This is a genomic window from Microbacterium sp. NPDC064584 (assembly GCF_040687315.1).
Taxonomy (GTDB): domain Bacteria; phylum Actinomycetota; class Actinomycetes; order Actinomycetales; family Microbacteriaceae; genus Microbacterium; species Microbacterium lacus.
The window spans coordinates 37965-64541 of the sequence record NZ_JBFBMZ010000002.1 but is presented as its reverse complement, the minus strand read 5'-3'; the positions used below and the strand labels follow the sequence as shown (position 1 = coordinate 64541).

Here is a 26577-nt window from a genome sequence, read left to right as displayed (position 1 = left end):
CAGGGAGCGAAAGGCCCGGTCAGCGGCGCTCCAGTGCGATCACCGGAATCACGCGCGTCGTGCGCGCCTCGTAATCGGCGAAGCCCTTGCTGCGCGTCGTGAAGCGCGTCCATGCCTCGTCACGCTCGGCGCCGATGAGCTCGCGCGCCCGCACGGCGACGGTGCCGGCATCCGCCGTCTCGATCAGCACCTCGGGATGAGCGAGAAGGTTGTGGTACCACGCAGGATGCGAAGGCGCTCCCGCCTTCGACGCCGCGATCAGCCATGTGTCGTCGTCGACGCGGATTCCCATGAGCGGGCTCACGCGCTCGATGCCGCTCTTCGCGCCGACGTGGTGCACGAGCACGAGATCCCGCCCGAAGTGGGCGACCTCGCCGTCGTTCGCGCGGAACTCCGCGATGATCCGGTCGTTGTAGTCCTCGAAAGCCATGGGGTCAATCTACGTCCGCTACGGTCGGAAGGGCGGGCGAGGAGGCGGGTCTGGATGGAACATTTCGACACGATCGTGGTGGGCGCCGGGGTCGCCGGACTCACGGCCGCGCGGCTGCTGAGCGGCGAGGGCGAAGACGTCCTGGTGCTCGAGGCGCGCGACCGCGTCGGCGGTCGCGTCGTGACCGACCGTCGCTACGGACTCGCGACCGATCTCGGCGCATCGTGGATCCACGGCATCACCGACTCCCCGGTCGCCGCTGCGGCCGAGGCGTTCGGTATGCGCATGGTCGAGTTCACCGTCGGCGGCTACCAGCCCGACAGCCGACCGATCGCCTATTACGGCCCCGACGGTGAGCGGCTCGAGGATGCCGACGCCCAGAGCTTCGTCGACGACATCCACACCGTCGACACGACCCTCCGCGACGTGATCGAGAATTCGGCGCCCGACGCCTCCTACCGCGACGTGACCGAGGACGCTCTCGCGCGGCAGGGGTGGGCCCCTGAACGCGCCCAGCGCGTCCGCGAGTACCTGGAGCACCGCTCGGAAGAGCAGTACGGCGCATGGATCGACGATCTCGCGGCGCACGGGCTCGACGACGATTCGATCGACGGCGATGAAGTCGTGTTCCCCGACGGATACGACCGGCTCGCCTCCCATCTCGCCGAGGGCCTGAACATCCGGCTCACCCATGTGGTCGAGCGCGTGGTGTGGACCGAGACCGGTGTCGAGGTCACGAGCGACTTCGGGACGGTGAGCGCCGCACGGGCGATCATCACGGTTCCGGTCGGCGTCCTGCAGTCCGACGACTTCGAGATCGACCCGCCGATTCCCGAGCCGGTCGCGGGTGCCCTCGGACGCCTGACGATGAACGCCTTCGAGAAGGTCTTCCTCCGGTTTCCGGCCAAGTTCTGGGACGACGGCGTCTATGCGGTCCGCCAGCAGGGACCGGAGGGTCGCTGGTGGCACTCCTGGTACGACCTCACCGCGCTGCATGGCACGCCCACGCTTCTCACGTTCGCCGCCGGCCCGGCCGCCCGGGAGACACGGGACTGGGCCGAGGACGAGATCGTCGAGTCCGTGATGGAGCAGCTGCGGAGGCTCTACGGGCCCGAGATCCCCGCGCCGGCGCACGTGCACATCACCGACTGGCAGGACGATCCGCTCAGTCACGGCTCCTACGCCTACATGAAAGTCGGATCCACGACCGCCGACCACGACGCACTGGCGGCACCGATCGGAGGCGGTGTGCTGCATCTGGCCGGCGAGGCGACGTGGACGGATGACCCCGCCACGGTGACGGCCGCGATGTGCTCAGGCCACCGCGCCGCCGAGAACGTTCTCGGCCGCGAGGTCTCGATCGAGCGGGCCTGGGCGCGCTGACCGGACCTGATCAGGTGAGGTCGTCCGCCACGCGGATGAGCACCTTGCCGGTGACGCCGGCCTCGACGGCGTCGTGAGCGGATGCCGTCTCCTCGAGTGCGAACCACGTCAGGGGCAGTCCCGCGGCAGCTCCGACGGGCAGTGCACCGTCTTGGAGCGCAGCGGTGATGTCGGCGGCGGCGGCCTGGAGGGCGGTATCTCCCACGGTGTAGAGCAGCAGACCCTGCCACCGTACGTTCTTCGCGAAGCTCGCCACGATCGGCGCCGTGAACTCGTCGCCGTTGTTGTTGGCGTAATACGCGATGCTGCCGTGATTGGCGATCACGTCGACATCGAGCGCCGCGTTCTGGGCCGGTGCGACCTCGACGATCTGGTCGACTCCGTCCGGAGCCACGGCGCGGATCGCGCCGACGAGATCGGCATCCGGGTACTGCACAACGTGGTGTGCGCCCGCCGAGCGAGCCAATTCCGCCTTCTCCTCGCTGCTCACGGTCGCGATCACCGTGGCTCCTGCCCACACGGCGAGCTGGATCGCGGCGTGCCCGACGGCGCCCGCGCCACCCTGCACGAGGACGGTCCGGCCCGCGAGCGAGCCCGGCGACAGTCGCGCAGGACCGTCCTCGTGGACCGTCAGGGCGCGATGGGCCGTCATGGCGGGAACGCCGAGGCTGGCTGCGACGTCGAATCCGATGCCGTCGGGAACCCGGACGGCCCGGCTCGCGGGGACGACGGCGAACTCCTGCGCGGTGCCCGTCGGGCGCTCGTGCGCAGCAAGAAAGAGCCAGACCCGATCCCCGACCGTCAGACCGCTGACACCCTCGCCCACCGCATCCACGACGCCTGCGCCGTCCTGGTTCGGTGTGATCTCATCGAAGCCCATCGGTGTTCCGCCGGCACGCGCCTTCCAGTCCGTCGGGTTCACGCCCGAGACCGCGATGCGCACGCGCACGTCGCCGGGCCCGGGCTGAGCCGGTTCACGATCGACCAGATCGAGGACGGAAGACGGGCCGCGCTGGGTGTAGATGATCGTTCGCATGAGAGGTGAAAGCCGGATGAGGGTGCCGGCATTCCGCGTCGCCCGGACCACGCGCACGGCGCTACTGTTCCGTGTGTGCAGCGCGGCGACGACGACACCTTCGAAGTGGAAGGTCGGTGGAAAGAGGAGGTCATCTACTGGGAAGGCTCCCGCGGCTTCATCTTCGATGCCGGCTGGGGTGTCACGCCGCTCGTTCTCTATGTTCCGCCCGAGGATGAGTGGGACGCGGTGACACCCGAGTGGATGGTCGGTCGGCGCGCGCTGATCGTCAGCCGGCTCACCGAGCGATCCGGACACGTCCTTCTCGAGGGCAGGTATCCGGATGATCCCACAGGCCGAACGGTGGCGCGCTGGAGAGCAGGCCCCCAACTCCCCTTGGAGTGCCGGCAGTCGCGCCGGCGAAAAGAAGAAGCCCCGACCGTTACCACACAGCCGGGGCGAGACGGATGAGAAGTCCGCCTATCGGAATCAGTCTACGCTCCGTGGCTGAGAAGCTGCTCGGTGCCGGTGCGCACGGCGGAGTCGGGGTGAGGCTACCCCGTGCGATCGGGATCGAAGCCGCCGCGTGAGGGATGATGTACGCATGTCCTCCTCCGTCGAACGCCGCACGAATCCCGCAGCATGGGCTGCCTTCTGGTTCGCGCTGGCCGGTCTCCTCCTCATGCCGATCCCGGTCTTCATCGGACTGATCCTCGGCGGCGGCCTCTCGATCGTCGCCGCGATCCTCGCCGTGATCGCCTTGTTGAAAGGGCTCGCACGCAGCGGCAAGGGAATCGCTCCCGTCGTGTTCGCGGCGATCTTCATCGCACTCACGTGGGGCGGGATCTCGATCGGCGGCGGAACGGTCTGGTGATCCAGCCGAGCACAGGCTCGTGGCTGAGAACACAAAGGCCCGAGATCCACGGAATTCCGCGGCTCTCGGGCCTTCCGCGTGACAGCGGATCGGTGGAGATGGGGGGAATCGAACCCCCGTCCATCGCTGTGTCTCTGCGCCTTCTACGGGCGTAGCCTGTGCTGACGTTCTGCTCGGCTCCGACCTTTGCCACAGGCATCCAGGTCGACAAGCCCAGTCTGGGAAGAGTCCCGCGTGACGTCCAGACGCCGCCACACAGCAAGTCCCCTAGATGACGCCAGAATCCGTAGCGGGAACACCTACGGTCTGACGGAGTTCAGGCTCGCTTAGGCAGCGAGGGCGAACTCAGTGCGCTTTGCATCGGCACTTATTGTTTTGCAGAGATCGTTTACGAGATAACCCTGCATCCTCGGCCCGCTTCTCGCAGGAGCTCAGGCGATGTCGAAACCGATCATCCCCATGGTCTCCCCTGTCATGCAGAGGGCCGCTGTCACGCTCTGTGGAGTTGTCTTGCCACTCGGCACCGGAGGCGCCGAGCATCCCAGTCTACAACGGATGCCGCTCCTCGGCGATTCCCGCCCTGAGCGTAGAGTCTGAGCCATGACCGACGTCACCATCACCGTCCGGGGCGAGCACGAAGCCCGCGTCGCCCCCGAAGAGGCCGTGGCCCACCTCACCGTCCGGGCGGAGGGACCCGAACGGGGTCCCGTCGTGGAGCAGATCGCCGCCCTCGCGGCTCCGCTTCGCGAAGACCTCGCCGCCCGCAAGGACGCCGGCGCGCTCGTGGACTGGTCGAGCCAGCGCGTTTCGGTGTGGGCGAACCGTCCGTGGAACAACGAGGGCAAGCAGCTCGCCCTCGTCCACTACGCCTCCGTGGAGATCACCGCGACCTTCAGCGACTTCGCCGTCATGTCGTGGTGGCTCACCGACGTCGCCGAGCGTGACGGCGTGCAGGTCGACACCGTGACCTGGCGTCTCACCCCGGCGACGTCGAAGGCCACCGAGTCGGAGGTCGCCGCACAGGCGGTCGGCGTCGCCGTCGACCGGGCCACGGCCTACGCCGCCGCCCTGGGCCTCGCGAACCTCACCCCGCTCGAGATCGCCGACGTGGGACTGCTCTCCCGCTCGTCGGACTCCCCCGCGCCGGCACCGAAGATGATGCGCGCGATGGCGATGTCGATGGACGCCGGTTCCGCACCGGCCGTCGAGCTCCAGCCCGAAGACATCGTGGTGACCGCTGCGGTCGAAGCGCGCTTCGTCGCCCGTTGAGAGCGCGCATGACCGACCTGCCCGTCTCCGTGCGCACCGGCGCGCCCGAGCGCCTGTCGCGGATGATCCAGCTGCCCACGGTCAGCGCCGAGATCGACAGCCGCGGGACCGCGCCGTTCGAGAACTTCGTCGCTCTCTTGGCCGACCTTTATCCGCTCGTGCATGAACGGCTCGAACTCGAGCGCATCACCGAGTTCGGTCTGCTCTTCCGGTGGGCCGGGGTGTCGGCATCCGCAGCGCCCGTCGTGCTCATGGCGCACTACGACGTCGTTCCGGTCGACGGATCAGACGACTGGACGCACCCGCCGTTCGCCGGTGCGATAGAGAACGGCTGGGTGCACGGTCGCGGTGCCCTCGACGACAAAGGCCCGCTCCTGGTGATCCTCGAGGCCGTCGAGAATCTGCTGGAGGCGGACTTCACCCCGCCGCGGGACGTATACCTCTCTTTCGGCGGTAACGAGGAGACCTACGGCGCCGCGGCCGTGGCGATCGCAACCACCCTGCGCGAGCGCGGGATCGTCCCGTGGCTCGTCGTCGATGAAGGCGGCGCGGTCGTGGACGCTCCCCTCCCGTTCGCCGCCGGTGACGCGGCGATGGTGGGGGTCGGCGAGAAAGGCGTCCTGACCCTGCATCTGAGCACCCGAGGCGAGGGCGGACACGCGTCGGCACCGCCCCGCATGACGGCCGTCGGCCGGATAGCCCGGGCGATCGATCGGCTCGACCCCGGCACGTTCCGGGCCCGCACACCTCCGGCGATCACGCGGATGCTGAGCGTGTTCGCCGACAGGGCGCGCGGGCGGGATCAGACGATCCTGCGCACGTTGGCGACGTTTCCGCGCCTCACCGCGCGCATCTTCACGAGCCTCGGCGGCGAACCCGCCGCGCTGGTCCGCACGACCGTCGCCGCCACCATGCAGGAGGGCGGCACCGCGGCGAACGTCCTCCCCTCACACGCATCGGCCACCCTGAACCTGCGCATCGCCCTCGGCGAGACCGTTGCCGGCACCGTCCGGCGGGTGACGCGCCGCATCCGCGACCCTCTCGTCCAGGTGACGATCCTCGAATCGAGCGAGCCGTCCCCGGAGTCTCCGACCGACAACGACCAGTTCGCTCTGATCGCAGCGGCCGTCGCCGCGTCGTATCCGGATGCCACCACCGTGCCGTACGTCATGATGGCGGCCACCGACAGCCGGCACTTCCATCGCTTCGCACCCGCGGTGTACCGGTTCGCTCCGCTGCGGATGACGGGCGCCCAGCGAGCATCGATCCACGGCGTGGACGAGCGCGTCGAGATCGCGTCTCTCGAGCGCGGTGAGCTGTTCCACCGCACCCTCCTGCAGCGGCTACAGTGATCGCACCCGAACCCCTCCGCCGGAAGGATCCGCGATGAAGCGTGCCGCCCTCGGGGCGCTGGCGAGCGTCGTCGGCTTCCTCGCCTTCGTCGAGTTCACCAGCGGCGTGCTGCAGGGCTACTACACGCCGATGCTCACCGACATCGCCCGTCACCTCGGCATCAACGACGCCGATGTGAACTGGCTCGAGGGGGCGCAGCTCATGCTTTCCGCCCTCGTGGTGCCCGCCTTCGCCAAGCTCGGCGACATGGTCGGGCACAAGCGCATGCTGCTCATCTCGACCGCCCTCACCGGCTCCGCTGCACTCGTGCTGCCGTTCACCGATTCGTTCGCGGTGTTCCTGATCGCCTGGGCGCTCATGGGCTTCTACGTCGTGTGGCTGCCGCTGGAGATCGCCCTGATCTGGTCGCGCTCGCGACGCATGGAGGGGCGATCGATCATCACGGCCCGGGCGGCCGGGCTGCTGGTGGCCGCGCTCGAGCTCGGCGCGATCACCGGCGCGCTGGTCGGCGGCGCACTGATCGACACCCTCCCGCTCACAGCGGTGCTGCTCATCCCGGCCGTCCTGATCGTCGTGTGCTTCTTCGTGATCCTGTTCGGGGTGAAGGAGTCGCCCGAGCCCACCGGTGGCGTGTTCGACACGGTCGGACTCGTGCTCATCTCTCTCGCGCTCATCTGCTTCACGGGCGGCCTCAGCCTTCTGCGTCTCGACGGCGGACTCGTGAACCCGTGGTCGTGGGCGGTCGTCGTGCTCGGCATCATGCTGGTGATCCCGTTCGCGCTCTGGGAGCTGCGCCACCACGACCCGCTGATCGACGTCCGGATGTTCCGCTCCCCCGCCCTCGGTCCAGTCTTCCTCACGGCGGGACTCTTCGGCGTGAGCGTGCTCGGCGCGCAGGCGCCGTTGTCGACGTTCGCCCGCACGGATCCGGACGTCTACGGGTACGGGCTGGGCACCACCGGATTCGCGACGTCGCTCATCATCGGGATCTATCTGATCGCGATGATCGCCGGCGCGCTGCTGTTCCCGGTCATCGCCCGGCTCACCGCTCCCCGGCTCACGCTCATCGGCGCTTCCACGCTCGTCGGGATCGGATTCCTGATGTTCCTGCCGTTCCATGACACGTATACGCAGGTCATCGTGAACATGCTCGTGGTCGGCCTCGGCTCGGGAGCCCTGGTCGCCGCGCTCCCCGCGGCGGCGGCATCCGCGGCGCCCGCCACGCAGACCGGGGTCGCGACCGGGCTCACGAACTCGGTGAAGACCGTCGGTGGCGCGATCGCATCGTGCGTGTTCGGCATCGCGCTGCTGCAGGGCGCGGTCTCCGGAACCGCGGAGAGCACTGCCGGCTCGTTCTCGGGCTACGTGACCGTCTGGGTCGTGTGCGGCGCGACCGCGCTCGTCGCGGCTGTTGCGCTGATCTTCGTGCCGAAGACCGCCTTCACCGATCGCGCCGTGCTCGAGGCAGCTGCCGACCCTGTCGTGCGCTGAGTCCGTCGGTCACTCGCCGAGGCGATTGCGCGAGCGCATCGCGCGCTCGGCTTCGCGCTTGTCCTGGCGCTCGCGCAGCGTCTGGCGCTTGTCCCATTCCTTCTTGCCCTTGGCGATCGCGATCTCGACCTTCGCGCGACCGTCGGAGAAGTACAGCTTCAGCGGCACGAGCGTGTACCCGCCCGCCGAGATCGCGTGCGAGAGCTTGACGATCTCGTCCTTGTGCAGGAGGAGCTTGCGCGTGCGCTTGGTCGCGTGATTCGTCCAGTGGCCCTGCGAATACTCCGGGATGTGCACCGCGTCCAACCACGCCTCGCCGCCGTCGATGAAGGCGTAACCGTCCGACAGGTTCGCGCGACCCTGCCGCAAAGACTTCACCTCGGTCCCGGTGAGGACCAGACCCGCCTCGTACGTCTTTTCGATGTTGTACTCGTGGCGCGCGCGACGATTGGTCGCGACGACCTTCTCACCGCGTTCCTTGGGCATGACGACTCCTCGATGACCGGGTCGGGACTGACTCGGGATGCCGCACCGGGCGCACGGCAGCCTGTCAGCCTAGCACCCCGACTCAGGCGCGCAGCCACCGGCGGATCGCGAAGCCCGCAGACAGCGCCGCCAGCAGCACGCCGATGAGGATCAGGATCGGCACCACGATCCAGGCCTCGGAGATGCCGACCCACGTCGTGACGAAGTCCACGCGCTGACGAAGGTACTGGTCGACGCCGAAGTGCACGCCGGCGAGCACCGCCGCGCCCGCGAGGATCGATCCGAGCAGCGCCGCGAACACCCCCTCGAGGATGAACGGCGTCTGGATGAACCGGTTCGACGCGCCGACGAGCCGCATGATGCCGAGCTCCCGACGTCGGGCGTACGCGGACAGGCGGATCGTCGTCGCGATCAACAGCACGGCAGCGACGAGCATGAGCGCGGCGATGCCGACGGCGATGTAGGTCGCGACCGTGAGCGCGGAGAACAGCGGCTCGAGGTACTGGAGCTGATCCTTGACCTCCTCCACACCCTTCATGCCCGTGAAAGCCTCGACGATCACATCGGACTGGCCCTGGTCGACGAGATTGATCCAATAGGTCTCGTTCAGCTGCTCGGGCGTGATCACGCTCGCGTAGTCCTCGCCGAGCAGCTCGATGACGTTCGCGTAGGCCTGCTCGCGGTCCTCGAAGCGCAGGTCGCGGATGAGCGGGGCCAGCGCGGGGCTGTCGAGCTTGGTCTGCACCTCGGCGAGCTGATCGTCGGTTGCGACGCCGTCGGTGCACGTCGGGGCCTGCGAGATCGCGGTGCACATGTAGATCGCGACCTGGGCACGGTCGGCCCAGTAGTCCTTCATCTGGCCGATCTGCATCTGCATCAGGATCGCCGCGCCCACGAACGTGAGCGAGACGAACGTGACGAGTACGACCGAGACGACCATCGACGCATTGCGGCGGAGTCCGGTGAGCGCCTCCGAGAGGACGAGCCCGACCCTCATGAGGTCGGCCCCACTTCGTCGGCGTCCGGATCCCCCAGGCCCAGGCGGTCGGCGAGTCCGAGCTCGGCGACATCCACCTCGGCGATATCCACGAGCGGCACCGGCTGGGTGCGCGGTGACGCCGCGGCGTCTTCGGCGACGGGCGCCGGCTGCTCGGACGCGACGACGTCGGCCGGCGCTGACGCCGGAGTCTCGGCATGCTCCCGCGCCTCCGCCATCGCCGCCGCGGCGGCGACCGCGCCGGTGGCGGCTGCGCGCGCGGCGATGTCGGCAGCACCACCGTGACCGTACGCGCTCGCGACAGCGGTCGAGGGGTTCGCGGCGGTCTCGCGCTGCACTTCGAGGACGGCGGTGAGCGCGGCGACCGCGGCCGCTCCCCGCTCGGGTTCGGGAGCCAGGCTCGGCAGGCTCGACGTGTCGCCGTAGCCACCGTGGCGCTCGTCGCGGACGATCTCGCCGTCGACGAGCTCGATCACACGGCGCTGCATCTGGTCGACGAATCCCGCCTCGTGCGTGGCCATCACCACGGTCGTGCCGTTCGCGTTGATGCGCGCGAGCAGCTGCATGATGTCGACCGAGGTGGCGGGGTCCAGGTTTCCGGTCGGCTCGTCGGCCAGCAGCACCTGCGGCCGGTTCACGAGCGCGCGCGCGATCGCTACGCGCTGCTGCTCACCGCCGGAGAGCTCGTGCGGCAGACGCTTGTCCTTGCCCGCGAGACCCACGAGGGCGAGCACCTCGGGGACCGCCTGCTGGATGAATCCGCGAGACGATCCGATCACCTGCAGGGTGAACGCGACGTTCTGGAAGACGGTCTTGTTGGGCAGCAGCCGGAAGTCCTGGAAGACCGCCCCCACATGCCGCCGGAAGTAGGGCACCTTGCGGTTGGAGAGCGAGCGCAGGTCGCGCCCGAGCACGACGACGCGGCCGTCGCTCGGAACCTCCTCTCGCAGGATGAGCCGCAGACACGACGACTTGCCCGACCCGGACGCGCCGACGAGGAACACGAACTCGCCGCGGACCACCTCGAAGTCGACGTTGCTCAGGGCGGGCTTCGCGGTGCCGCGGAAGCGCTTCGTGACGTTCTCGAACCGGATCATGGCCAGATGAGCCTAAGCGGCGGCATCCGTCAGGGCGTTCTGCGACACCCGCTTCGGCGACGGGTCAGTCGTCGTCTTTGCGCTTGCGCCAGCGGATGCCGGCCGAGATGAACCCGTCGAGGTCGCCGTCGAACACCACGGCGGGGTTGCCGACCTCGTGCCCGGTGCGGAGGTCCTTCACGAGTTGCTGTCCGTAGAGGAAGTACGAGCGCATCTGATCGCCCCAGCTCGCGGTGATCGTGCCGGCGAGCTCCTTCTTCGTCGCCGCCTCCTCCTCGCGCTTGAGCAGCAGGAGGCGGGTCTGGAGCACGCGCATCGCGGCCGCACGGTTCTGGATCTGCGACTTCTCGTTCTGCATCGAGACGACGAGTCCGGTCGGCAGGTGCGTGATGCGCACCGCGGAGTCTGTCGTGTTGACGGACTGCCCGCCGGGGCCCGACGAGCGGAAGACGTCCACGCGGATGTCGCCGTCCGGAACATCGACCTCGACGGCCTCCTCCATCACCGGGATGACCTCGACCGCCGCGAAGCTCGTCTGCCGCTTGTCGGCCGAGCCGAACGGGCTGATGCGCGCGAGACGGTGGGTCCCGGCTTCGACGGAGAGCGTGCCGTACGCGTAGGGCGCGTCGACTTCGAACGTCGCCGACTTGATGCCCGCACCCTCGGCGTAGGAGGTGTCCATGACCTTGACGGGGTACTTGTGCCGCTCGGCCCAGCGCAGATACATGCGCATGAGCATCTCGGCGAAGTCGGTCGCGTCGTCGCCGCCCGCGCCGGAGCGGATCGTGACGACCGCCGACCGCGCGTCGTACTCGCCGTCGAGCAGGGTCTGCACCTCGAGCTGGCCGACGATGTCCTCGAGCTCGGCGATCTCGTGCCGGGCCTCTTCGGCGGAGTCCTCGTCGTCCATCTCGTTCGCGAGCTCGACGAGCACCTCGAGGTCGTCCAGGCGCCGCTCGACATCGGTGACCCGCTTGAGCTCGGCCTGCCGGTGGCTCAGTGCACTCGTGACCTTCTGCGCCTTGTCGACGTCGTCCCAGAGGTCCGGCGCACCGGCCTCGTCGCTCAGGCGCGCGATCTCGGCCTCGAGAGCGGGGACGTCGACCACCGCCTTGATGTCGGCGAACGTGGCGCGCAGCGCCTGGATGTCGGCGGAAGGATCGAAGTCGAGCATGACAGTCCAGACTAACGTGGATGCGGTGACCGACCGCGCCGCATCCGTCCTGTGGCGGTTCGGCCCGATGATCTACGGCCCGACGATCCTCTTCGCGCTCGGCGAGGGTGCGATCATCCCGCTGATCCCGATCATCGCGACGCGTCTCGGCGCCGATGTCGCCCTCGCTGCGCTCGTGGCGTCGGCTCTCGTGCTCGGGCAGCTCGTCGGCAACATCCCGGCGGGCTGGGCGGTCGCGCACGTCGGCGAACGCATGACGATGGCGACCGCGGGGATGCTGTCGCTCGTCGGAGTGCTCGGAATGGTGTTCGCTCCGGTCCTGGGTGTCTTGGCCGCCTCCGTCTTCCTCATCGGGTTCTGCGCCGCCGGGTTCGGCCTCGCGCGGCACTCGTTCATGACGACCCGGGTCCCACACGCGTTCCGCGCGCGGGCGCTGTCGCTGCTCGGCGGCACCTTTCGGCTGGGCATGTTCGTGGGTCCGTTCATCGCGGCGGGACTCCTGGCGGTCTTCGGCGACGAGCACGCCGCGATCTGGTTCTTCGGCGTGTGTCTGGTCGCCACCGTGCTGCTGGTGCTCCTCGGACCCGACCCGGAGAAGCAACTGCAAACGTCGGACGAGGGACCGGGCGTCGCCGAGGACACCGGCGAGGCCGTGACCGGATCGATCCCGACGTCGGAGCGCGCGGGGGTGTTCCGGACGATGTGGCGGTTCCGCCGCGTGCTCGTCCGGCTGGGTCTGGCCGCGGCCTCTCTGTCGGCGGTGCGCTCGGCGCGCCAGGTGGTCTTGCCGATCTGGGGCCTGTCGATCGGGCTGGACGCGCAGACGATCGCCCTCGTCGTCGGCATCTCGGGCGCGATCGACTTCGCCCTGTTCTACGCGAGCGGGCAGGTCATGGACAGATTCGGCCGGCTCTGGGCGGCTCTTCCCGCGATGCTGCTTATGGGTGCGGGATTCCTCGCACTCTCGTTCACGCACGACCTGGACTCCGCGGCCATGTGGTTCGCGATGTTCGCCGCCGTGCTCGGTGTGGGCAACGGCCTTTCCAGCGGCATCCTCCTCACACTCGGTGCCGACGTCGCCCCCCGCGCCGATCCGGCGCCGTTCCTCGGGTCGTGGCGCACCCTCACGGATGCCGGCGGTGCCGTCGCGCCACTGGCCGTCTCGGCGATCGCGGCGGCCTCGTCGCTCGGTCTCGCGACGGGCGCGATCGGTGTCGTGGCGCTCCTCGGCGCGGTCGCGTTCGCGCGCTGGGTGCCGATGTTCGTCCCGAAGAGCGCATCATGACGGTCGTCTTCTGCCGGAGTCGCAGGGGCGGCCGGCGTTGCACGCGCGAGCTCGACCACCGGGGACTGCATCGTCACCGGACGATCATGTGGGCGGATGCCGGAGCCGACGATCCGCGGTGCACCGGGTCCGGGGCGCCGGGCGCGCCCGCCGAGCTCCTGTCGAACGGGTTCCCCGCGGGGCGTGCGCTCTGCCCGGTATGCCTGCGGTTCATCCCCCTCGTCGGGGGGCGGTTCCTGGATGAGCATGACACCGCGGGAGCGGCATCCGCTCAGGAGAGCCTCGACCGCGCTGACTGGTTCAACACGCACGGATGGAGCGAGGGGCCCACCGGGCAGCAGTAACGTGAGGACATGCTGCTCGTCTTCCTGGGCTTGTACATCGTCCTGGCCGTCGGGAGTCTCGTGATGGGCGTGCGGAGCCGGTCGCGCCGAGCCCTCGTGTGCGGGCTGGTCGCACTCGGGTTCGCCGCCGCTTCCGCGCTCGTGAGTGTTGTCTATGCCGCGGGGGTGACGCACTGGACGGTCTCGGTGCTCGACCTGTTGCTCTCCCCCCTGCCGGAGTCGGTGCTGGAGCCGCAATCGGTCACGGAGACGGTGGCGGGGCTCGGTGTCCCGGTCATCGTGATGTCGACGGTCGAACTCGTCGCGGCGATCGCGCTGTGGGCGGTGCCGGTGACCGGCATCGTCGCGGCGAGCAGAACCGGATCGCGCGCCTGAGCCGCGCGATCACCGCAGAGCGGTTCGGCTCGTCGCCGTCGCGCTGAGCGCGACACCGTCGGGGACGAACAGCGCGACGAGCGGTGGACGCCATGTGTCCGCGACCCGCACCCGGGCCGACACGCCGTCGGGGGTGCCCGCCTCGATCACCGTCGCCCCGTCCCCCGCCTCGGCGACGATCGTCTCAGCCTGATCCCGGACGCCGTCATCGGAGAGCACCGCCCGAGGCTCACCGGCGTCGACCACGAGTGTGAAGCCGTCGGCACCCGCCAGTGCGGCGGCGTCGGCGAGCGCATCCAGGCGCTTCTGGGCGAGGTACAGGCTCGTCGCGTCGATGCACACGAGGATGACCGCGATCGCGAGCAGCGCGTACCCGAGCGTCAGGAGCAGGATGCTGCCCTCATCATCCGGGCGCCCCCGCCGGTGATCCTCGCGCCACCGCATCATCCGGACTCCCAGAACCGCGAGATCTTCTGCGCCGCCGAGGCTTCGACCGGGATGCTGGCGAGTCGGTCGAGTCCGAGCACGGGAGGGACGAGCGGAAAAGCGACCCTGGTCTGGACGGTCACCACCAGAGTGGCGCCGGCTGCGGGGCACGTCGCGCCGGCGGGTCGGCACGCGAAGGAGACGCCGACGGATCCCGGATCGAGGTCGTATTCCTCGATGACGGACTGCAGGATCCGATCTGCGCTTCGCCGCGCGGCATCCGCGTTCTCAGCTGTCGACAGCGCTCGCGCGATGTGTCGCGCACCGGCTTCCGCCCCGAGAGACTGCCCCTGGATGAGACCCAGCGCGACGACGAGGTAGACCAACGGGACGAGCAGGAGCAGGCCGACGACGATGAACTCGAGTGCCGCCGACCCGCCATCGTCGGTCTCGTCGTCGATGCGATCAGTCCAGTGACTCGATCGGCGCATGAGCGGTCACCTCCAGGAGCCGCGGCAGACCGAGCAGACCGACGAGCGGCAGAGTGGCGCTCACGCGCACCTCGACCGCAGCGTGTCCGAGAGCGTCCGTCTCGCGCGCCCGGACATCGGCGGCGTACGCCGCGCCGACGGTGCGCTCCACGATCGCCCGTGTGCGCGCGACACCGTCGCCGAGCGTCGCATCCGCCAGCGCGGCCTCGTGCGCACCCTCCACCGCGGCATCGTGCACGACATTGCGGACGTACACCGTGAGCCCGAATTGCAGGACGCCGAGCGTGAGAAGCGTCAGGAGGGTCCCCACGAGGACGAACTCGACGGGGCTGGATCCTGTCTCGTCGCCGAGCGTGTCGCGCAGACGGCGAAGGATGCCGCGCACGGGTCAGAGGCCGGAGACCCGGGAGATCGCCTGCTCGAACAACCCGGCGAGCGCGGGACCTGCGAGCGCCCAGATCACGACGACCAACCCTGCGGTCATGAGGGTGATCAGCACCCAGCCCGGGACGTCGCCGCGCTCGTCGTCGTGCGCGTCGCGCCAGAGCCGGGCGATCGTACGCGGGATCTCCAGTCGACCGAAGGCGTTTCGGATCATGGGGTTCTCCTTCCGGCGGTCAGCCGATTCCGAGTCGAAGCATGAAGATCCCCGGGAAGACGGCGAACAGCACGCTCAGGGGCAGGATGAGGAAGACGAGCGGTACGAGCATGTAGATCTCCTTCCGCCCGGCACGTTCGATGAGGCCGCGCTTGGCCTCTTCGCGCGCGTCGAGCGCCTGGGAGTGCAGCACCTGCGCGAGAGGTGCCCCGCGGTCGATCGCCGCGACGAGTTGATCGATGCTCCGCGAGACCGCCGGGATGTCCAGACGTCGCGATACGCGCCCCAGTGCTTCCGGGAGAGACGACCCGGTTCCGACGGCGAGGACCACCCCGCGCAGCTCGCCCGTGAACTCCCCGGCGCCGACGGTGCTCACCCGGCGGAGCGAATCGAGGATGCCTTCGCCCGCCGACAGACACAGCGCGAGGAACTCCAGCACGGTCGGCAGCTCCTCCTGGATACGGGTGACGCGCCCGCGGGCCGCCCGCGAGAGGCCTGCGTCGCACAGCACCGCAGCGATCGCCGCGGCGGTCGGCGGAACGAGCACCGACGCACCGGTCGCACGGCCTGTGAGGACGAGCACGACCACCAGGACCCCACCTGCGGCCAAGCCGCCGACGGCCCACGCCAGCTGCCGACCACGGAAGGTCGCGGCATCCATCGCCCATCCCGCCTGCTGCAGACGACGCTCGATCGCCGCGGACCCGCCCATCATGCGGCCGAGTCGGCTCTGGAGCGCACCCCACATCTCAGCGAACGTCGTCCCCGGCAGGTTCGTCGGGAGACTCGTTCCGCGCGGATCCGTGACGTCGCGGATGTACGGCGCGATGCGGCGCGCGAGCGAGGGCGCACCCCAGCGCGGGGCGAGCGAGACCAGAAGGCACACGCCCAGTCCGAACGAGGCACCCAGCACGACGGCGAGTGCGACATCCGTCGCACCGAGAGCGGTCATCCGAACCACCTCCGCGGCTCGGGAAGCCGACCGATACGGAGCATGACGCGGAACGCGACGAAGGAGACCGCCGCACCGGTCAGGATCAGCACGACGCCCTCCGGGCTGCTGTAGGCGCGCGATGCCTCCGGTCTCATCGCGAGCAGGAGGAGGATGACCCACGGTGCGGCGACCCCGAGGACGGCGGCGCCGCGAATCCAGGACTGTCGCGCCTCGACTTCCGCCCGAAGGGCGGCGTCGGCGCGGACCGAGGCGGCGAGCGCCCGCAGCACCGGCGTGAGCTCCGTGCCGCCGACCTGTCGCGCCATCCGCAACGTCTCGACGATCCGGTCCCCCACGGGATCGGACAACGCGACCTTCAGTCGCTGAGCACTCGAATCGAAGTGACCCGACGCGGCGATGTCGCGCGCGAACGCGGCGAACGGCGGGCGGAGCGGCGCCGGAGCGGATGCCGCGAGACTCGCGACCGCATCGGGAAGCGACATGCCCGCACGCACGGAGGCGATCAGCAGATCGCAGACGTCGGGCCACAGCGCGCGGCGGGAACGGATGAGGCGGGACCGGCGGGCGCGCAGCGCGCCGAACGGGGCCAGGACACCGGCAACCGCCGCGACCACGACGAGCGCCGGCACCTGCGTGAGCAGCCACGCGAGGGCGGCGAGCAGGACGGCGATGCCGCCGGATGCCGCCATGACGCCCGCGGGAGGAACCCGGCCGAGGCCCGCCGACTCGAGAAGTCGGGTGAGCGCGCCGGTCACGGCGCGCGGAGCACGGCGCTCGTGCGCCGGCCAGACCCACGGGGAGATCAGGAGCAGGATCCCGGCCGCCAGGACCGCGCCCCAGACGATGCTCATGGGGTGTCCGCCCGATAGAGCGTCCGTGCCTGGATCGTGGATCCGGTCACGTCGGTCGGCGTCACGATCTCGACCACGCGACGCCGCCCGGTCGCATCGCGCTCGCAGTGCGCGACGAGATCCACGGACGCGGCGACCGCGGGAAGGACGAAGCCGGCATCGATGTTGCGGCCGGCGAGCAGCGGCAGCGCCGCGAGCTTGGCGAGCGCCTCGCGGGCCGAATTCGCGTGGATCGTCGCGGCGCCCGGGACGCCGGTGTTCAGCGCGAGCAGGAGGTCCAGCGCCTCCGCGTCGCGGACCTCGCCGACCACGAGTCGGTCCGGCCGCATGCGCAGTGCTTCCTTCACGAGCCGGCGGAGCGAGACCTCCCCGGTACCCTCCAGACTCGGCTGACGACCCTGGAGGCTGACGAGGTCGGGCGCGTCCACCGCGAGTTCGAACGTCTCCTCCACCGTGATGATCCGATGCTCGGGCGGGCACGCGGCGATCAGAGCCGCCAGCAGCGTGGTCTTCCCCGCGTGAGTGGCTCCCGAGACGAGAACGCTGCGTCCCGCGCACATCGCCTCCGACAGGATCCCCGCCGCCGACGGCGCGATCGAGCCCGCATGCACGAGGCGTCCGAGATCGCGGAACGCCGGAAGGAACTTCCTGATGTTCACCGACCAGTGCCGGCGCGTGATGTCCGGGATGACGACGTGCAACCGGCTCCCGTCGGGCATCGACGCGTCCACGAAGGGCTGACTCAGATCCACCCGCCGACCGGTCGCGTGCAGCATCCGCTCCACGAGATCGCGCACCGCGGAGTCGGTCAGGTTCAGCGGGACGCGCTCGGCGACGCCCGCTCGGGCGATGAAGATGCGGTCGGGTGCGTTGATCCACAGCTCTTCGACCGTCGGGTCGTCGAGGTAGGGCTGCAGCGGGCCGTATCCGGCGACGGCGGCGAGCACCTCGCGGACGCAGGCCCCCTCGTCGTCGACCGGCGTGAGCCCGCGCGCCAAGGCGAAGTCGTTGTGCCGGCGCACTTCGGCGTGCACGATCCTCGTCGCCAGCTCCGGCTCGCGGGTGGGGTCTGTCCGCTCCGCACGCAGCCGCTCACGCACACGCTCCGCCACGACCGCCGCAGCGGAGGACGTGCCCGTGTACGCGAGAGTCATCCGAGCATCCTCGCAATCCCCCGGCATCCGGTCTGGAAGTTATCCACAGGTGCGCGCGCGCCCGCCGCGATGCAGGATGGGAGGACCGCTCGAGAGGATGCTCACCATGTCGCGCACCACCACCGACGTCTCCCCTACAGGCCGCGTGGGCCTCGGCCTTCTCGGCATCGTGCAGTTCGCCCTCGCCGGTCTCGCCTTCTGGGACCTTTCCCACCGTCGCGCAGACGAGGTGAGAGGACCGAAGCCCGCGTGGATCCCGGTGATCCTGATCAACTGGATCGGTCCGCTCGCCTACTTCTACGTGCACCGCAACCGCTGATCCGCGCCATCGCATCCGCTGGCCGAGAAGCGGCCGAGAGCGGGGGTCATCCCTACGGTGGGCGCGGACCCGCCCGGATAGACTGATCCGACCCGCGGGAGTGGTGAAATCGGCAGACACGCAGGATTTAGGTTCCTGTGCCTTCGGGCGTGTGGGTTCAAGTCCCACCTTCCGCACGCGATCATCCGCACCCGCACCGACGATATGACCGCCGACCGTGCCGACCGACGGGAAGACCCTTGCACAACATCGCCCTGATCCCCTGGCTGGATCCCGAGACGATCATCGCTGCGGCCGGCCCCTGGGCTCTGCTCGTGGTCTGCTTCATCGTGTTCGCAGAGACCGGCCTGCTCGTCGGGTTCCTTCTGCCCGGTGACACGCTCCTGATCATCTCGGGTCTGCTCACCAACACGAGCAACATCTTCGGCGTCAACATCTGGGTCGTCTCGCTGCTGATCGCCCTGGCCGCGTTCGTGGGCGGCGAGGTCGGATACCTCATCGGCCACAAGGGCGGACCGGCCGTGTTCGAGCGCAAGGAGTCCGGCGTCTTCAGCAAGAAGAACGTCGAGCGGACGAACGCCTTCTTCGAGCGCTTCGGCGGCCTCACGATCATCCTCGCCCGCTTCGTCCCGATCGTGCGGACGTTCGCGCCGGTCGCGGCGGGCGTCGGACACATGCCGTGGCGGCGCTACACCCTCTACAACTTCATCGGCGCGATGCTGTGGGGCTTCGGGCTCACGATGGTCGGCTACCTGATCGGCTTCATCCCCTGGGTGGCCGACATCGTCACCGAGTACATCGACATCATCCTGCTGGTTGCCGTCGGCGGCACGGCGATCGTCACGCTCTGGCATTATCTCAGCGAGCGCCGCAAGGCGAAGAAGGCGGCGGCCGCCGGCGAAGACGTCGTGACCGACCATGAGGAGGCCGAAGCCCTCGTCCTCGACCCGGAGGTGTTCGAGCACGGTCCCGGCCACCCCGACGCGGGCCCCGCGCCGAAGAACCCGCTCGGCTAAGAGGCCTTCGACTTCTTCTTCGCCGCGCTTCCGGCGGCCTTCTTCGATGTGCTCTTTCCCGGGCTCTTCGCGTCGGCGCTCTTCTTCGCCGCGGGCTTCGCCTCGGCATCCGCGGATCCCGCCCGCGCGGCGCGGCTGCGCTCGACACTCGCGCGCAGCGCCTCCATGAGGTCGATGACCTCGCCGCCCTTCGCGTCCTCGTCCTGCTCGCCGAAGGTCTCGGTCGTGTCCAGCGCCTCCCCCTTCTCGAGCTTCGCGTCGATCAGGGTGCGCAGCTCCTCCTGGTACTCATCCGTGAACTCGGTCGGATCGAAGTCGGCCGCGAAGCTCTCGACGAGGGATGCCGACAGCTCGAGTTCCTTCGCCGAAATGCGCACCGGCTCATCCAGCGCCGGGAAGGCCGCCTCGCGGACCTCGTCCGCCCACAGCAGGGTCTGCAGCACCAGAACGTCCCCGCGCACCCGCAGCGCCGCCAGACGCGTCTTCTGCCGCAGTGAGAAGCGGACGATCGCGGTGCGGTCGGTCTGCTCGAGCGTCTTGCGCAGCAGCACATAGGCCTTCGGCGATGCCGAGTCCGGCTCGAGGTAGTACGCGCGGTCGAGGGTGAGCAGGTCGACCTGGTCGCTCGGGACGAATTCGACGACGTCGATCTCGCGACTGCGCTCCGAGGGGAGCGAGTCGATGTCCTCCTTCGTGAGCACGACGGTACGCTCGCCGTCGTCGTACGCCTTGTCGATGTCGGCGTACGGCACGACCTCACCGTCGATCTCGCAGATGCGCTGGTAGCGGATGCGCCCGCCGTCCTTGTTGTGCACCTGGTGCAGCGGCACGTCGTGGTCCTCGGTCGCGGAGTACACCTTGACCGGCACGTTCACGAGGCCGAAGGTCAGCGCGCCCTTCCAGATCGCTCTCATCACACCAGTACACACCTGTCACACCGAGCCCCGCTACCTCCGCGGCTGAGTCACCATGCGTTCACCCGCTGTCCGTAAAGTCGGCAGAGTGAGTGCCCCCTCCGATCCGCCCGCGCTGCAGCGCCGCCTGGGACTCACGGACGCCGTCTTCATCGGGCTCGGGTCGATGATGGGTGCGGGGGTGTTCGCCGCGTTCGCCCCGGCCGCGGCCGCCGCCGGAGTCGGGCTCCTCGTCGGTCTGGTCCTCGCCGCGATCGTGGCCTTCTGCAACGCGACCGCCTCAGCCCAGCTCGCCGCGGCGTATCCGACCTCGGGTGGCACCTACGCCTACGGTCGCGCCGAGCTGGGGCCCTGGTGGGGCTTCATCGCCGGCTGGTCGTTCGTGATCGGCAAGCTGGCCAGCTGTGCGGCGATGGCGCTCACGTTCGCCGCGTACGCCGCGCCGCCCGGCTGGGAACGCCCCGTCGGCATCCTCGCCGTGATCGCGCTGGTGACCGTGAACTGCCTCGGCGTCACCCGCACCGCCCAGCTCACCCGGATCATCGTCGTCGCCGTGCTGCTGACGCTCGCGGTCGTCGTGGCCGCGGGGATCGCCGCACCCGATCACGTCGGGTTTGCGGCACCGGATCTTCTCCGGGACGGGGTGTACGGCATCCTGCAGTCGGCGGGGCTGCTGTTCTTCGCGTTCGCCGGCTACGCCCGCATCGCCACGATGGGCGAAGAGGTGCGCGACCCCGCCCGGACGATCCCCCGCGCGATCGTCCTCGCTCTGCTGCTGGCGATCACGGTGTACGCGGTGATCGCCGTCACCGTGCTCACGGTCCTCGGCCCGGCCGCGACAGCGGCATCCCCCGCGCCGCTCGCCGACGTCGCCGCGGCATCGGGCTGGGGATGGACGCAGCCGGTCGTCCGCGTCGGCGCGGCAGCGGCATCCCTCGGAGCCCTGCTCGCCCTGATCGCGGGCATCGGCCGGACCACCCTCGCGATGGCGCGCGAGGACGATCTGCCGCGCTTCCTCTCCGCCGTCCACCCGCGCCGGAACGTCCCCGTCCGCGCCGAGGTCGCGATCGGCCTGATCGTCGTCGTGGCAGTCGCGGTCACCGACCTTCGGGGCGCGATCGGCTTCTCGTCGTTCGGCGTGCTCCTCTACTACTTCGTCGCGAACCTCGCCGCCTGGCGACAGCGCGCGCCGCACCGCCGCTACCCGCGCACCCTCCAGATCCTCGGCGTGATCGGCTGCGCGGTGCTCGTGGTCACCCTCCCCCCGACGGCGGTCGTGATCGGCACCGCCGTCGTCCTGCTCGGCGTCGGCTACCGGTTCATCCGACTCCGCATCCTGCGCGCCCGCGCCGGTTGAGGGCAGGATGAGGGGATGGCGGATGCGCGGGCGGATCGGAGCGCGTCGAAGGAACAGCTGGTCACCGTCGGCGGACGCCGTCTGAAGATCACGAACCTCGACAAGGTCCTGTACCCCGAGACCGGGACGACCAAGGGCGAGGTGATCGCCTACTACACGCGCATCGGCGCGGTGATGATCCCGCACGTCACGGGCCGTCCGGTCACCCGCAAGCGCTGGCCGGACGGCGTGGGCACCGACGAGCACCCCGCGCAGTCCTTCTTCGCGAAGGATCTCGAGCCGGGCGCACCGGGCTGGGTTCATCGCCTGCCGATCCCGCACTCCGGCGGGCCGAAGGACTACCCGCTGATCGGCGACGTGCCGACGCTCGTCTACCTCGCGCAGGTCGCGAGCCTCGAACTGCACGTGCCGCAGTGGCGTTTCACGGCGGAGGGGACGCGCGGGGATGCCGACCGCCTCGTGCTCGACCTGGATCCGGGCCCCGGCGCAGGTCTTGCGGAGTGCGCGCAGGTGGCGCGCTGGGCGCGCGAGATCCTCGGTCACATGGGGCTGGACCCGTACCCGCTCACGAGCGGCAGCAAGGGCATGCAGCTGTACTGCGCGCTCCCGCCGGGGCAGCGCAGCGAAGCGGCATCCGCACTCGCGCACGAGCTGGCGCGCGCGATCGAGGCGGATCACCCCGATCTCGTCGTGAGCACGATGAAGAAGGATCTCCGCGGCGGCAAGGTGCTGATCGACTGGAGCCAGAACAACGCCGCCAAGACGACGATCGCCCCCTACTCGCTGCGCGGTCGCGCTCATCCGAACGTCGCGGCGCCGCGCACGTGGGAGGAACTCGACGACCCCGAACTCGGTCAGCTGTCGTTCCACGAGGTCCTGGACCGCGTCGACTCGATCGGCGATCCGATGGCGGCGCTCGGCGTCCATGCGGGTGCACGGTCCGCGGACGACGCGCCGCTGCGCGCATACATCGCCAAGCGCTCGGCCGCCAGAACGCCCGAGCCGGTGCCCGACGACCCGTCGGCGGAGCCGCCGGGTCCGGCAACGCTGCCGATCTTCGTGATCCAGGAACATCATGCGACCGCCCTGCACTGGGACTTCCGCCTCGAACACGACGGCGTGCTGGTGAGCTGGGCCGTCCCTCGCGGGGTTCCGCACTCCTCTCGGCGCAACAACCTCGCGATCATGACCGAGGACCACCCGATGTCCTACGCCGTCTTCGAGGGGACGATCCCGGCCGGAGAATACGGCGGCGGCAGCGTCACCATCTGGGACGACGGGCGGTACGAACTGGAGAAGTGGCGCGAGGACGAGATCATCGCGACGCTCGAGGGTCGACCGGGCGGCCCGCTCGGGCGGGTGCGCCTCGCCCTGATCCGCACCGACGGTCACGGCGAGAAGTCCAGCTGGCTCCTTCACCGCATGAAGACGGATGCCGAGGGGCGGGTGCAGCCGGACGGGGTCGTCGTCGAGCCCGCCCCGCAGGCGGACGGGATCGTGGTCGAGCCCGCCCCGCAGGCGGAGACGGCACCGGCCGAGGATCCGACCGCGACCTGGCCGCCGACCCGCGAGGACCTGCGGCCGATGCTGTCCACGAGCGCGACACCCGAGCGTGCGAAACTCGCGGCGCGTCGGTGGGGAGACCCGGTGTGGGCAGAGGCCAAGTGGGACGGCATCCGCGCGATCGGCGTGTGGGACGGATCGAGGCTGCGACTGGTCGCCCGCAGCGGCAATGACGTGACCGCCAAGTATCCCGAAGTGACCGAGATCGACGTGGGGCTCGGTCCGGAACCTGCGATCATCGACGGCGAGATCGTCGCGATCGACGAGAACGGACGGCCCAGCTTCCCGCTCCTGCAGAGCCGCATGAACCTGCAGCGGCCCGCCGAGATCGCGCGCGAGCGCACGCGGACTCCGGTGCAGTACTACCTGTTCGACCTGCTCGCCGCCGACGGACACGATCTCACCGCACGGCCGCTCGCGGACCGCCGCACGATCCTCGAGCGCCTCGCCGCGCGGGTGACCGCGCCACTGGTCCTGCCGCCCGTGTTCGACGACGTGGATGCCGCCCTCCAGGCGAGCCGCCGCTTCGACCTCGAGGGCATCGTGGTGAAAGACCCGGCCTCGACGTACCGGCGCGGTGTCAGATCGGAGTCCTGGCTCAAGGTCAAGCTCACCCGGACACAGGAAGTCGTCATCGTCGGCATCCGGCCGGGGCAGGGCGGCCGCGCGCAGACGTTCGGATCGCTCCTGCTCGGCATCCCGGGACCCGACGGTCTCGACTACGCCGGACGGGTCGGCACCGGCTTCAGCGACACGACGCTGCGTTCGCTCATGCAGACCCTCGCCCCCCTGCACACCGCGGAGCGCCCGCTCCGCGGTGTGCCGGCGCTCGATGCCCGCGGTGTGCAGTGGGTGCGTCCGGAGCTCGTCGGCGAAGTCGAGTTCGGTGAGTTCACTCCCGGCGGCATCCTCCGCCACTCGCGCTGGCGAGGTCTGCGGCCCGACAAGGCGCCCGAGGACGTCGTCCGCGAGTCCTGATCAGGCGTGCGCGTCGTGCTCGACGTGTCCGGCGGGCTCGAGCTGGAACGTGGAGTGCTCGACGTCGAAGTGATCGCTCAGGCACGACTGCAGCCGCTGCAGGATCGCCCCGGACCGTCCCTCGGCGAGGACCTGGTCGTCGACGACCACGTGAGCGGTGAACACCGGCGCCCCGCGCGTGAGCTGCCAGACGTGCACGTCGTGGCAGCCGACGACGCCCGGCGTCGCGAGGATGTGGTCGCGGATCTCGGTGACGTGCATGCCCTTCGGCGTCGACTCGCTCAGCACCGAGACGACTTCGCGCAAGAGGGAGATCGCGCGCGGGATGATCATGGCGGCGATGAACAGCGAGGCGATCGCATCGGCCTGCACCCAGCCCGTCGTGACGATGAGGATCGCGGCGACGATCACCGCCGCCGACCCGATCAGATCGCCCATGACCTCGAGGTACGCGCCGCGGACGTTGATGCTCGTGCGCTGCGCGGCGCTCAGCAGCCACATCGCGACGGCGTTCGCGATCAGTCCGATGATCGCGATCGCGAGCATGAGGGTGCCGGACACCTCCACGTCCGACGGCCGCACGAGTCGGGTGATGCCCTCGATCGCGACCCATACCGAGAGCGCGATCAGGATGACCGCGTTCACGGCCGCGCCGAACACCTCCGCCCGTTGGAACCCGAACGTGCGGCGGTCGTTCGCCGGCCGTGCCGCCACGATGCTCGCGATCAGCGCGATCACGAGGGCCGCGGCATCCGTGAACATGTGCGCCGCATCGGCGAGCAGGGCGAGGGAGCCGGAAAGTGCCGCGCCGACGATCTGGACGACCATGACGACCGTCGTGATCGCGAGCGAGATCGCGAGCAGCCGGCGGTTGCCGGTGCCGCGGATGCCGGGCGCGTGATCGTGCATACGCCCAGGGTAGAGCCGTGCCGTGCGCGGGTCGGGGCATTCCATCTAGTCGGGAATGATCGCCGTTCTCACGGGATCCGTGCGAGCAGCGGCACGAGTGCGACGAAGGCCCGCGCTCGATGCGAGGCGGCGTTCTTCTCCTCCGCCGACCACTCCCCGACCGTCCGCTCCGCGCCGGCCGGCTGGTCGTCCGGCACGAAGACCGGGTCGTACCCGAAGCCGCCGGCGCCCGACGCGACGCGCGCCAGCCGACCGGGCCACCGGCCCTCGACGGTGTGCTCGGTTGCGGCATCCGGTCCGCCGTCAACCGGGATCACGAGGGCGATCGTGGAGACGAAGGAGGCGGTGCGGTGCGGATCCTGCACGTCGGAGAGCTGATCGAGCAGCAGCTCGAGGTTGGCGCGGGCGTCCTTCTCGTGACCGGCCCAGTACGCCGAGAACACGCCCGGGGATCCGCCGAGGACATCGACGCAGATGCCCGAATCGTCCGCGAGCGCGGGCAACCCGGTGTGCGCGGCCGCCACGCGGGCCTTGATGAGGGCGTTCTCCGCGAACGTGACACCGTCCTCCACCGGCTCCGGGCCGTCGTACCCGACGACCTCGAGATCGGGCCTGGTCTGGGCGACGATCGCGCGGAACTCCTCGACTTTGTGCGGATTGTGGGTCGCCAGGACGATTCTGCGAGTCGGAACCGCCGGATCTGAGGAGTTGTGCACGTCGGTCACTCCGCCGCGAGCGCTGCCAGCTGCGCCTCGCGCAGATCGGCGCAGCCGGCCACGCCGAGCTCGAGCAGCGCGTCGAGCTCGCGCTTGTCGAACGGGGCCCCTTCGGCGGTGCCCTGCACCTCGACGAACAGGCCCCGGCCGGTCACGACGACGTTCATGTCCGTCTCGGCACGGACGTCCTCGACGTAGACGAGATCGAGCATCGGCTCACCGTCGATGATCCCTACCGACACGGCGGACACAGAGTCGATGAGGGGCGTCGCCTTCTGTCCGATGAACTTCTTGCGCCGACCCCACTCGATCGCGTCCGCGAGCGCCACGTAGGCACCGGTGATCGCCGCGGTGCGCGTGCCGCCGTCGGCTTGGAGCACGTCGCAGTCGATCACGATCGTGTTCTCGCCGAGTGCCTTCGTATCGACGACGGCGCGCAGGGCGCGCCCGATCAGGCGTGAGATCTCGTGCGTGCGCCCGCCGACCTTGCCCTTGATCGACTCGCGGTCGTTGCGGCTGTTGGTCGCCCGTGGCAGCATCGCGTACTCCGCGGTGACCCAGCCCTTGCCCTTGCCGGTGAGCCACCGCGGCACGCCGTTGGTGAAGGACGCCGTGCACAGCACCTTCGTGCCGCCGAAGGAGATGAGTGCCGAGCCTTCGGCGTGCGCACTCCATCCGCGCTCGATCGTGATCTCGCGAAGCTGATCCGCAGAGCGTCCGTCGGCGCGGACGGTGGGGGCGGTGGTGTCGGTCATGA

At 69.7% G+C, this 26577-nt stretch carries 30 protein-coding genes, 1 tRNA gene and 1 other RNA gene; 14 read left to right on the top strand and 18 right to left on the bottom strand.

Annotation, left to right across the window (positions count from 1 at the left end; genetic code table 11):
• Positions 1-19: 19 nt before the first annotated feature.
• Positions 20-430 (bottom strand): nitroreductase/quinone reductase family protein, encoded by a 411-nt coding sequence (locus AB0P18_RS04735; protein WP_344054196.1) that lies wholly within the window; start codon positions 428-430, stop codon positions 20-22.
• A gap of 54 nt (positions 431-484) precedes the next feature.
• On the opposite strand from AB0P18_RS04735, the gene AB0P18_RS04730 reads away from it, so the two are divergent.
• Positions 485-1813: an NAD(P)/FAD-dependent oxidoreductase gene (locus AB0P18_RS04730; protein ID WP_363359158.1), complete on the top strand. Its 1329-nt coding sequence runs from the start codon at positions 485-487 to the stop codon at positions 1811-1813.
• Positions 1814-1823: 10 nt separating this feature from the next.
• On the opposite strand, the gene AB0P18_RS04725 is transcribed toward AB0P18_RS04730, so the two are convergent.
• Positions 1824-2849, bottom strand: a complete 1026-nt coding sequence (locus AB0P18_RS04725; RefSeq protein WP_363359157.1) for an NADPH:quinone reductase — start codon at positions 2847-2849, stop codon at positions 1824-1826.
• Positions 2850-2924: 75 nt separating this feature from the next.
• Here AB0P18_RS04725 and AB0P18_RS04720 point away from each other — a divergent pair, with 75 nt between their 5' ends.
• Together AB0P18_RS04720 and AB0P18_RS04715 are read left to right on the top strand one after the other, a co-directional pair.
• Positions 2925-3299: a hypothetical protein gene (locus AB0P18_RS04720; protein WP_363359156.1), complete on the top strand. Its 375-nt coding sequence runs from the start codon at positions 2925-2927 to the stop codon at positions 3297-3299.
• 133 nt (positions 3300-3432) lie between these two features.
• Positions 3433-3702, top strand: a complete 270-nt coding sequence (locus tag AB0P18_RS04715) for a hypothetical protein (RefSeq protein WP_344054202.1) — start codon at positions 3433-3435, stop codon at positions 3700-3702.
• A 90-nt stretch (positions 3703-3792) separates the two neighbouring features.
• Here the strand turns inward: AB0P18_RS04715 and ssrA are convergent.
• Positions 3793-4161: a transfer-messenger RNA gene (gene ssrA, locus AB0P18_RS04710) on the bottom strand.
• A gap of 141 nt (positions 4162-4302) precedes the next feature.
• Between ssrA and AB0P18_RS04705 the strand changes: the two genes are divergently transcribed.
• From AB0P18_RS04705 to AB0P18_RS04695, 3 genes are read left to right on the top strand one after another with little or no spacing between them, the layout of a single operon-like run.
• A complete protein-coding gene (locus tag AB0P18_RS04705; protein ID WP_344054204.1) occupies positions 4303-4971 on the top strand; it encodes an SIMPL domain-containing protein in 669 nt (222 codons plus the stop codon).
• 8 nt (positions 4972-4979) lie between these two features.
• Positions 4980-6323 (top strand): M20/M25/M40 family metallo-hydrolase, encoded by a 1344-nt coding sequence (locus tag AB0P18_RS04700; RefSeq protein WP_363359155.1) that lies wholly within the window; start codon positions 4980-4982, stop codon positions 6321-6323.
• A 34-nt stretch (positions 6324-6357) separates the two neighbouring features.
• On the top strand, positions 6358-7815 hold the full coding sequence (locus AB0P18_RS04695) for an MFS transporter (protein WP_344054209.1): 1458 nt from the start codon (positions 6358-6360) through the stop codon (positions 7813-7815).
• A 9-nt stretch (positions 7816-7824) separates the two neighbouring features.
• Here AB0P18_RS04695 and smpB read toward each other — a convergent pair whose 3' ends face one another.
• The 4 genes from smpB to prfB form a co-directional block, all read right to left on the bottom strand.
• Positions 7825-8301: an SsrA-binding protein SmpB gene (gene smpB, locus AB0P18_RS04690; RefSeq protein WP_344054210.1), complete on the bottom strand. Its 477-nt coding sequence runs from the start codon at positions 8299-8301 to the stop codon at positions 7825-7827.
• An 82-nt stretch (positions 8302-8383) separates the two neighbouring features.
• Positions 8384-9298, bottom strand: coding sequence for a permease-like cell division protein FtsX (gene ftsX / locus AB0P18_RS04685; protein WP_363359154.1), 915 nt, complete (start codon positions 9296-9298; stop codon positions 8384-8386).
• Positions 9295-10395, bottom strand: a complete 1101-nt coding sequence (gene ftsE / locus AB0P18_RS04680) for a cell division ATP-binding protein FtsE (protein ID WP_363359152.1) — start codon at positions 10393-10395, stop codon at positions 9295-9297. Before ftsE ends, ftsX begins: the two co-directional genes overlap by 4 nt.
• 64 nt (positions 10396-10459) lie before the next feature.
• Complete coding sequence (gene prfB, locus AB0P18_RS04675) at positions 10460-11569, bottom strand: peptide chain release factor 2 (protein WP_363359151.1); 1110 nt, start codon at positions 11567-11569, stop codon at positions 10460-10462.
• Here prfB and AB0P18_RS04670 point away from each other — a divergent pair.
• From AB0P18_RS04670 to AB0P18_RS04660, 3 genes are read left to right on the top strand one after another with little or no spacing between them, the layout of a single operon-like run.
• Positions 11568-12854 (top strand): MFS transporter, encoded by a 1287-nt coding sequence (locus tag AB0P18_RS04670; RefSeq protein WP_363359150.1) that lies wholly within the window; start codon positions 11568-11570, stop codon positions 12852-12854. The two genes, prfB and AB0P18_RS04670, sit on opposite strands and share 2 nt — an antisense overlap.
• Positions 12851-13198 carry a hypothetical protein gene (locus AB0P18_RS04665; RefSeq protein ID WP_363359149.1) on the top strand — a complete coding sequence of 116 codons (348 nt, stop codon included), beginning with the start codon at positions 12851-12853 and terminating at the stop codon, positions 13196-13198. Before AB0P18_RS04670 ends, AB0P18_RS04665 begins: the two co-directional genes overlap by 4 nt.
• A gap of 9 nt (positions 13199-13207) precedes the next feature.
• Entirely contained in the window at positions 13208-13573 is a 366-nt protein-coding gene (locus AB0P18_RS04660) for a hypothetical protein (RefSeq protein WP_363359148.1), read from the top strand.
• 9 nt (positions 13574-13582) lie between these two features.
• On the opposite strand, the gene AB0P18_RS04655 is transcribed toward AB0P18_RS04660, so the two are convergent.
• The 7 genes from AB0P18_RS04655 to AB0P18_RS04625 are packed head-to-tail and all read right to left on the bottom strand — an operon-like array spanning position 13583 to position 18048.
• Positions 13583-14020, bottom strand: coding sequence for a pilus assembly protein TadG-related protein (locus AB0P18_RS04655; protein ID WP_363359147.1), 438 nt, complete (start codon positions 14018-14020; stop codon positions 13583-13585).
• A complete protein-coding gene (locus AB0P18_RS04650) occupies positions 14017-14490 on the bottom strand; it encodes a TadE family protein (protein WP_363359146.1) in 474 nt (157 codons plus the stop codon). Before AB0P18_RS04650 ends, AB0P18_RS04655 begins: the two co-directional genes overlap by 4 nt.
• Complete coding sequence (locus AB0P18_RS04645) at positions 14465-14875, bottom strand: TadE/TadG family type IV pilus assembly protein (RefSeq protein ID WP_363359145.1); 411 nt, start codon at positions 14873-14875, stop codon at positions 14465-14467. The genes AB0P18_RS04650 and AB0P18_RS04645 overlap by 26 nt, the downstream gene beginning before the upstream one ends.
• A 3-nt stretch (positions 14876-14878) precedes the next feature.
• Positions 14879-15088 (bottom strand): hypothetical protein, encoded by a 210-nt coding sequence (locus AB0P18_RS04640; RefSeq protein ID WP_344054233.1) that lies wholly within the window; start codon positions 15086-15088, stop codon positions 14879-14881.
• Positions 15089-15107: 19 nt separating this feature from the next.
• Positions 15108-16040 (bottom strand): type II secretion system F family protein, encoded by a 933-nt coding sequence (locus AB0P18_RS04635; protein WP_344054234.1) that lies wholly within the window; start codon positions 16038-16040, stop codon positions 15108-15110.
• Positions 16037-16894: a type II secretion system F family protein gene (locus AB0P18_RS04630; RefSeq protein WP_363359144.1), complete on the bottom strand. Its 858-nt coding sequence runs from the start codon at positions 16892-16894 to the stop codon at positions 16037-16039. The genes AB0P18_RS04635 and AB0P18_RS04630 overlap by 4 nt, the downstream gene beginning before the upstream one ends.
• Positions 16891-18048, bottom strand: a complete 1158-nt coding sequence (locus tag AB0P18_RS04625) for an ATPase, T2SS/T4P/T4SS family (protein WP_363359143.1) — start codon at positions 18046-18048, stop codon at positions 16891-16893. The genes AB0P18_RS04630 and AB0P18_RS04625 overlap by 4 nt, the downstream gene beginning before the upstream one ends.
• A gap of 106 nt (positions 18049-18154) precedes the next feature.
• Between AB0P18_RS04625 and AB0P18_RS04620 the strand changes: the two genes are divergently transcribed.
• The 3 genes from AB0P18_RS04620 (at position 18155) to AB0P18_RS04610 (ending at position 19383) form a co-directional block, all read left to right on the top strand.
• Positions 18155-18367 carry a PLDc N-terminal domain-containing protein gene (locus AB0P18_RS04620; RefSeq protein WP_363359142.1) on the top strand — a complete coding sequence of 71 codons (213 nt, stop codon included), beginning with the start codon at positions 18155-18157 and terminating at the stop codon, positions 18365-18367.
• A gap of 94 nt (positions 18368-18461) precedes the next feature.
• A tRNA-Leu gene (locus tag AB0P18_RS04615) sits at positions 18462-18543 on the top strand.
• Between the two features lie 63 nt (positions 18544-18606).
• Positions 18607-19383: a VTT domain-containing protein gene (locus AB0P18_RS04610; protein WP_344054243.1), complete on the top strand. Its 777-nt coding sequence runs from the start codon at positions 18607-18609 to the stop codon at positions 19381-19383.
• Here AB0P18_RS04610 and AB0P18_RS04605 read toward each other — a convergent pair.
• Complete coding sequence (locus AB0P18_RS04605) at positions 19380-20297, bottom strand: Ku protein (protein WP_363359141.1); 918 nt, start codon at positions 20295-20297, stop codon at positions 19380-19382. The two genes, AB0P18_RS04610 and AB0P18_RS04605, sit on opposite strands and share 4 nt — an antisense overlap.
• A gap of 55 nt (positions 20298-20352) precedes the next feature.
• Between AB0P18_RS04605 and AB0P18_RS04600 the strand changes: the two genes are divergently transcribed.
• A complete protein-coding gene (locus AB0P18_RS04600; RefSeq protein ID WP_363359140.1) occupies positions 20353-21654 on the top strand; it encodes an APC family permease in 1302 nt (433 codons plus the stop codon).
• A 15-nt stretch (positions 21655-21669) separates the two neighbouring features.
• Positions 21670-24195 (top strand): ATP-dependent DNA ligase, encoded by a 2526-nt coding sequence (locus AB0P18_RS04595; protein WP_363359139.1) that lies wholly within the window; start codon positions 21670-21672, stop codon positions 24193-24195.
• On the opposite strand, the gene AB0P18_RS04590 is transcribed toward AB0P18_RS04595, so the two are convergent.
• From AB0P18_RS04590 to rph, 3 genes are all read right to left on the bottom strand, one after another.
• The gene (locus AB0P18_RS04590) at positions 24196-25104 is read right to left on the bottom strand and encodes a cation diffusion facilitator family transporter (protein WP_363359138.1); all 909 of its coding nucleotides are present in this window, start codon (positions 25102-25104) and stop codon (positions 24196-24198) included.
• A 68-nt stretch (positions 25105-25172) separates the two neighbouring features.
• Positions 25173-25820: an RdgB/HAM1 family non-canonical purine NTP pyrophosphatase gene (gene rdgB / locus AB0P18_RS04585; protein ID WP_363359137.1), complete on the bottom strand. Its 648-nt coding sequence runs from the start codon at positions 25818-25820 to the stop codon at positions 25173-25175.
• Between the two features lie 5 nt (positions 25821-25825).
• Complete coding sequence (rph, locus tag AB0P18_RS04580) at positions 25826-26575, bottom strand: ribonuclease PH (RefSeq protein WP_363359136.1); 750 nt, start codon at positions 26573-26575, stop codon at positions 25826-25828.
• Positions 26576-26577 lie beyond the last annotated feature (2 nt).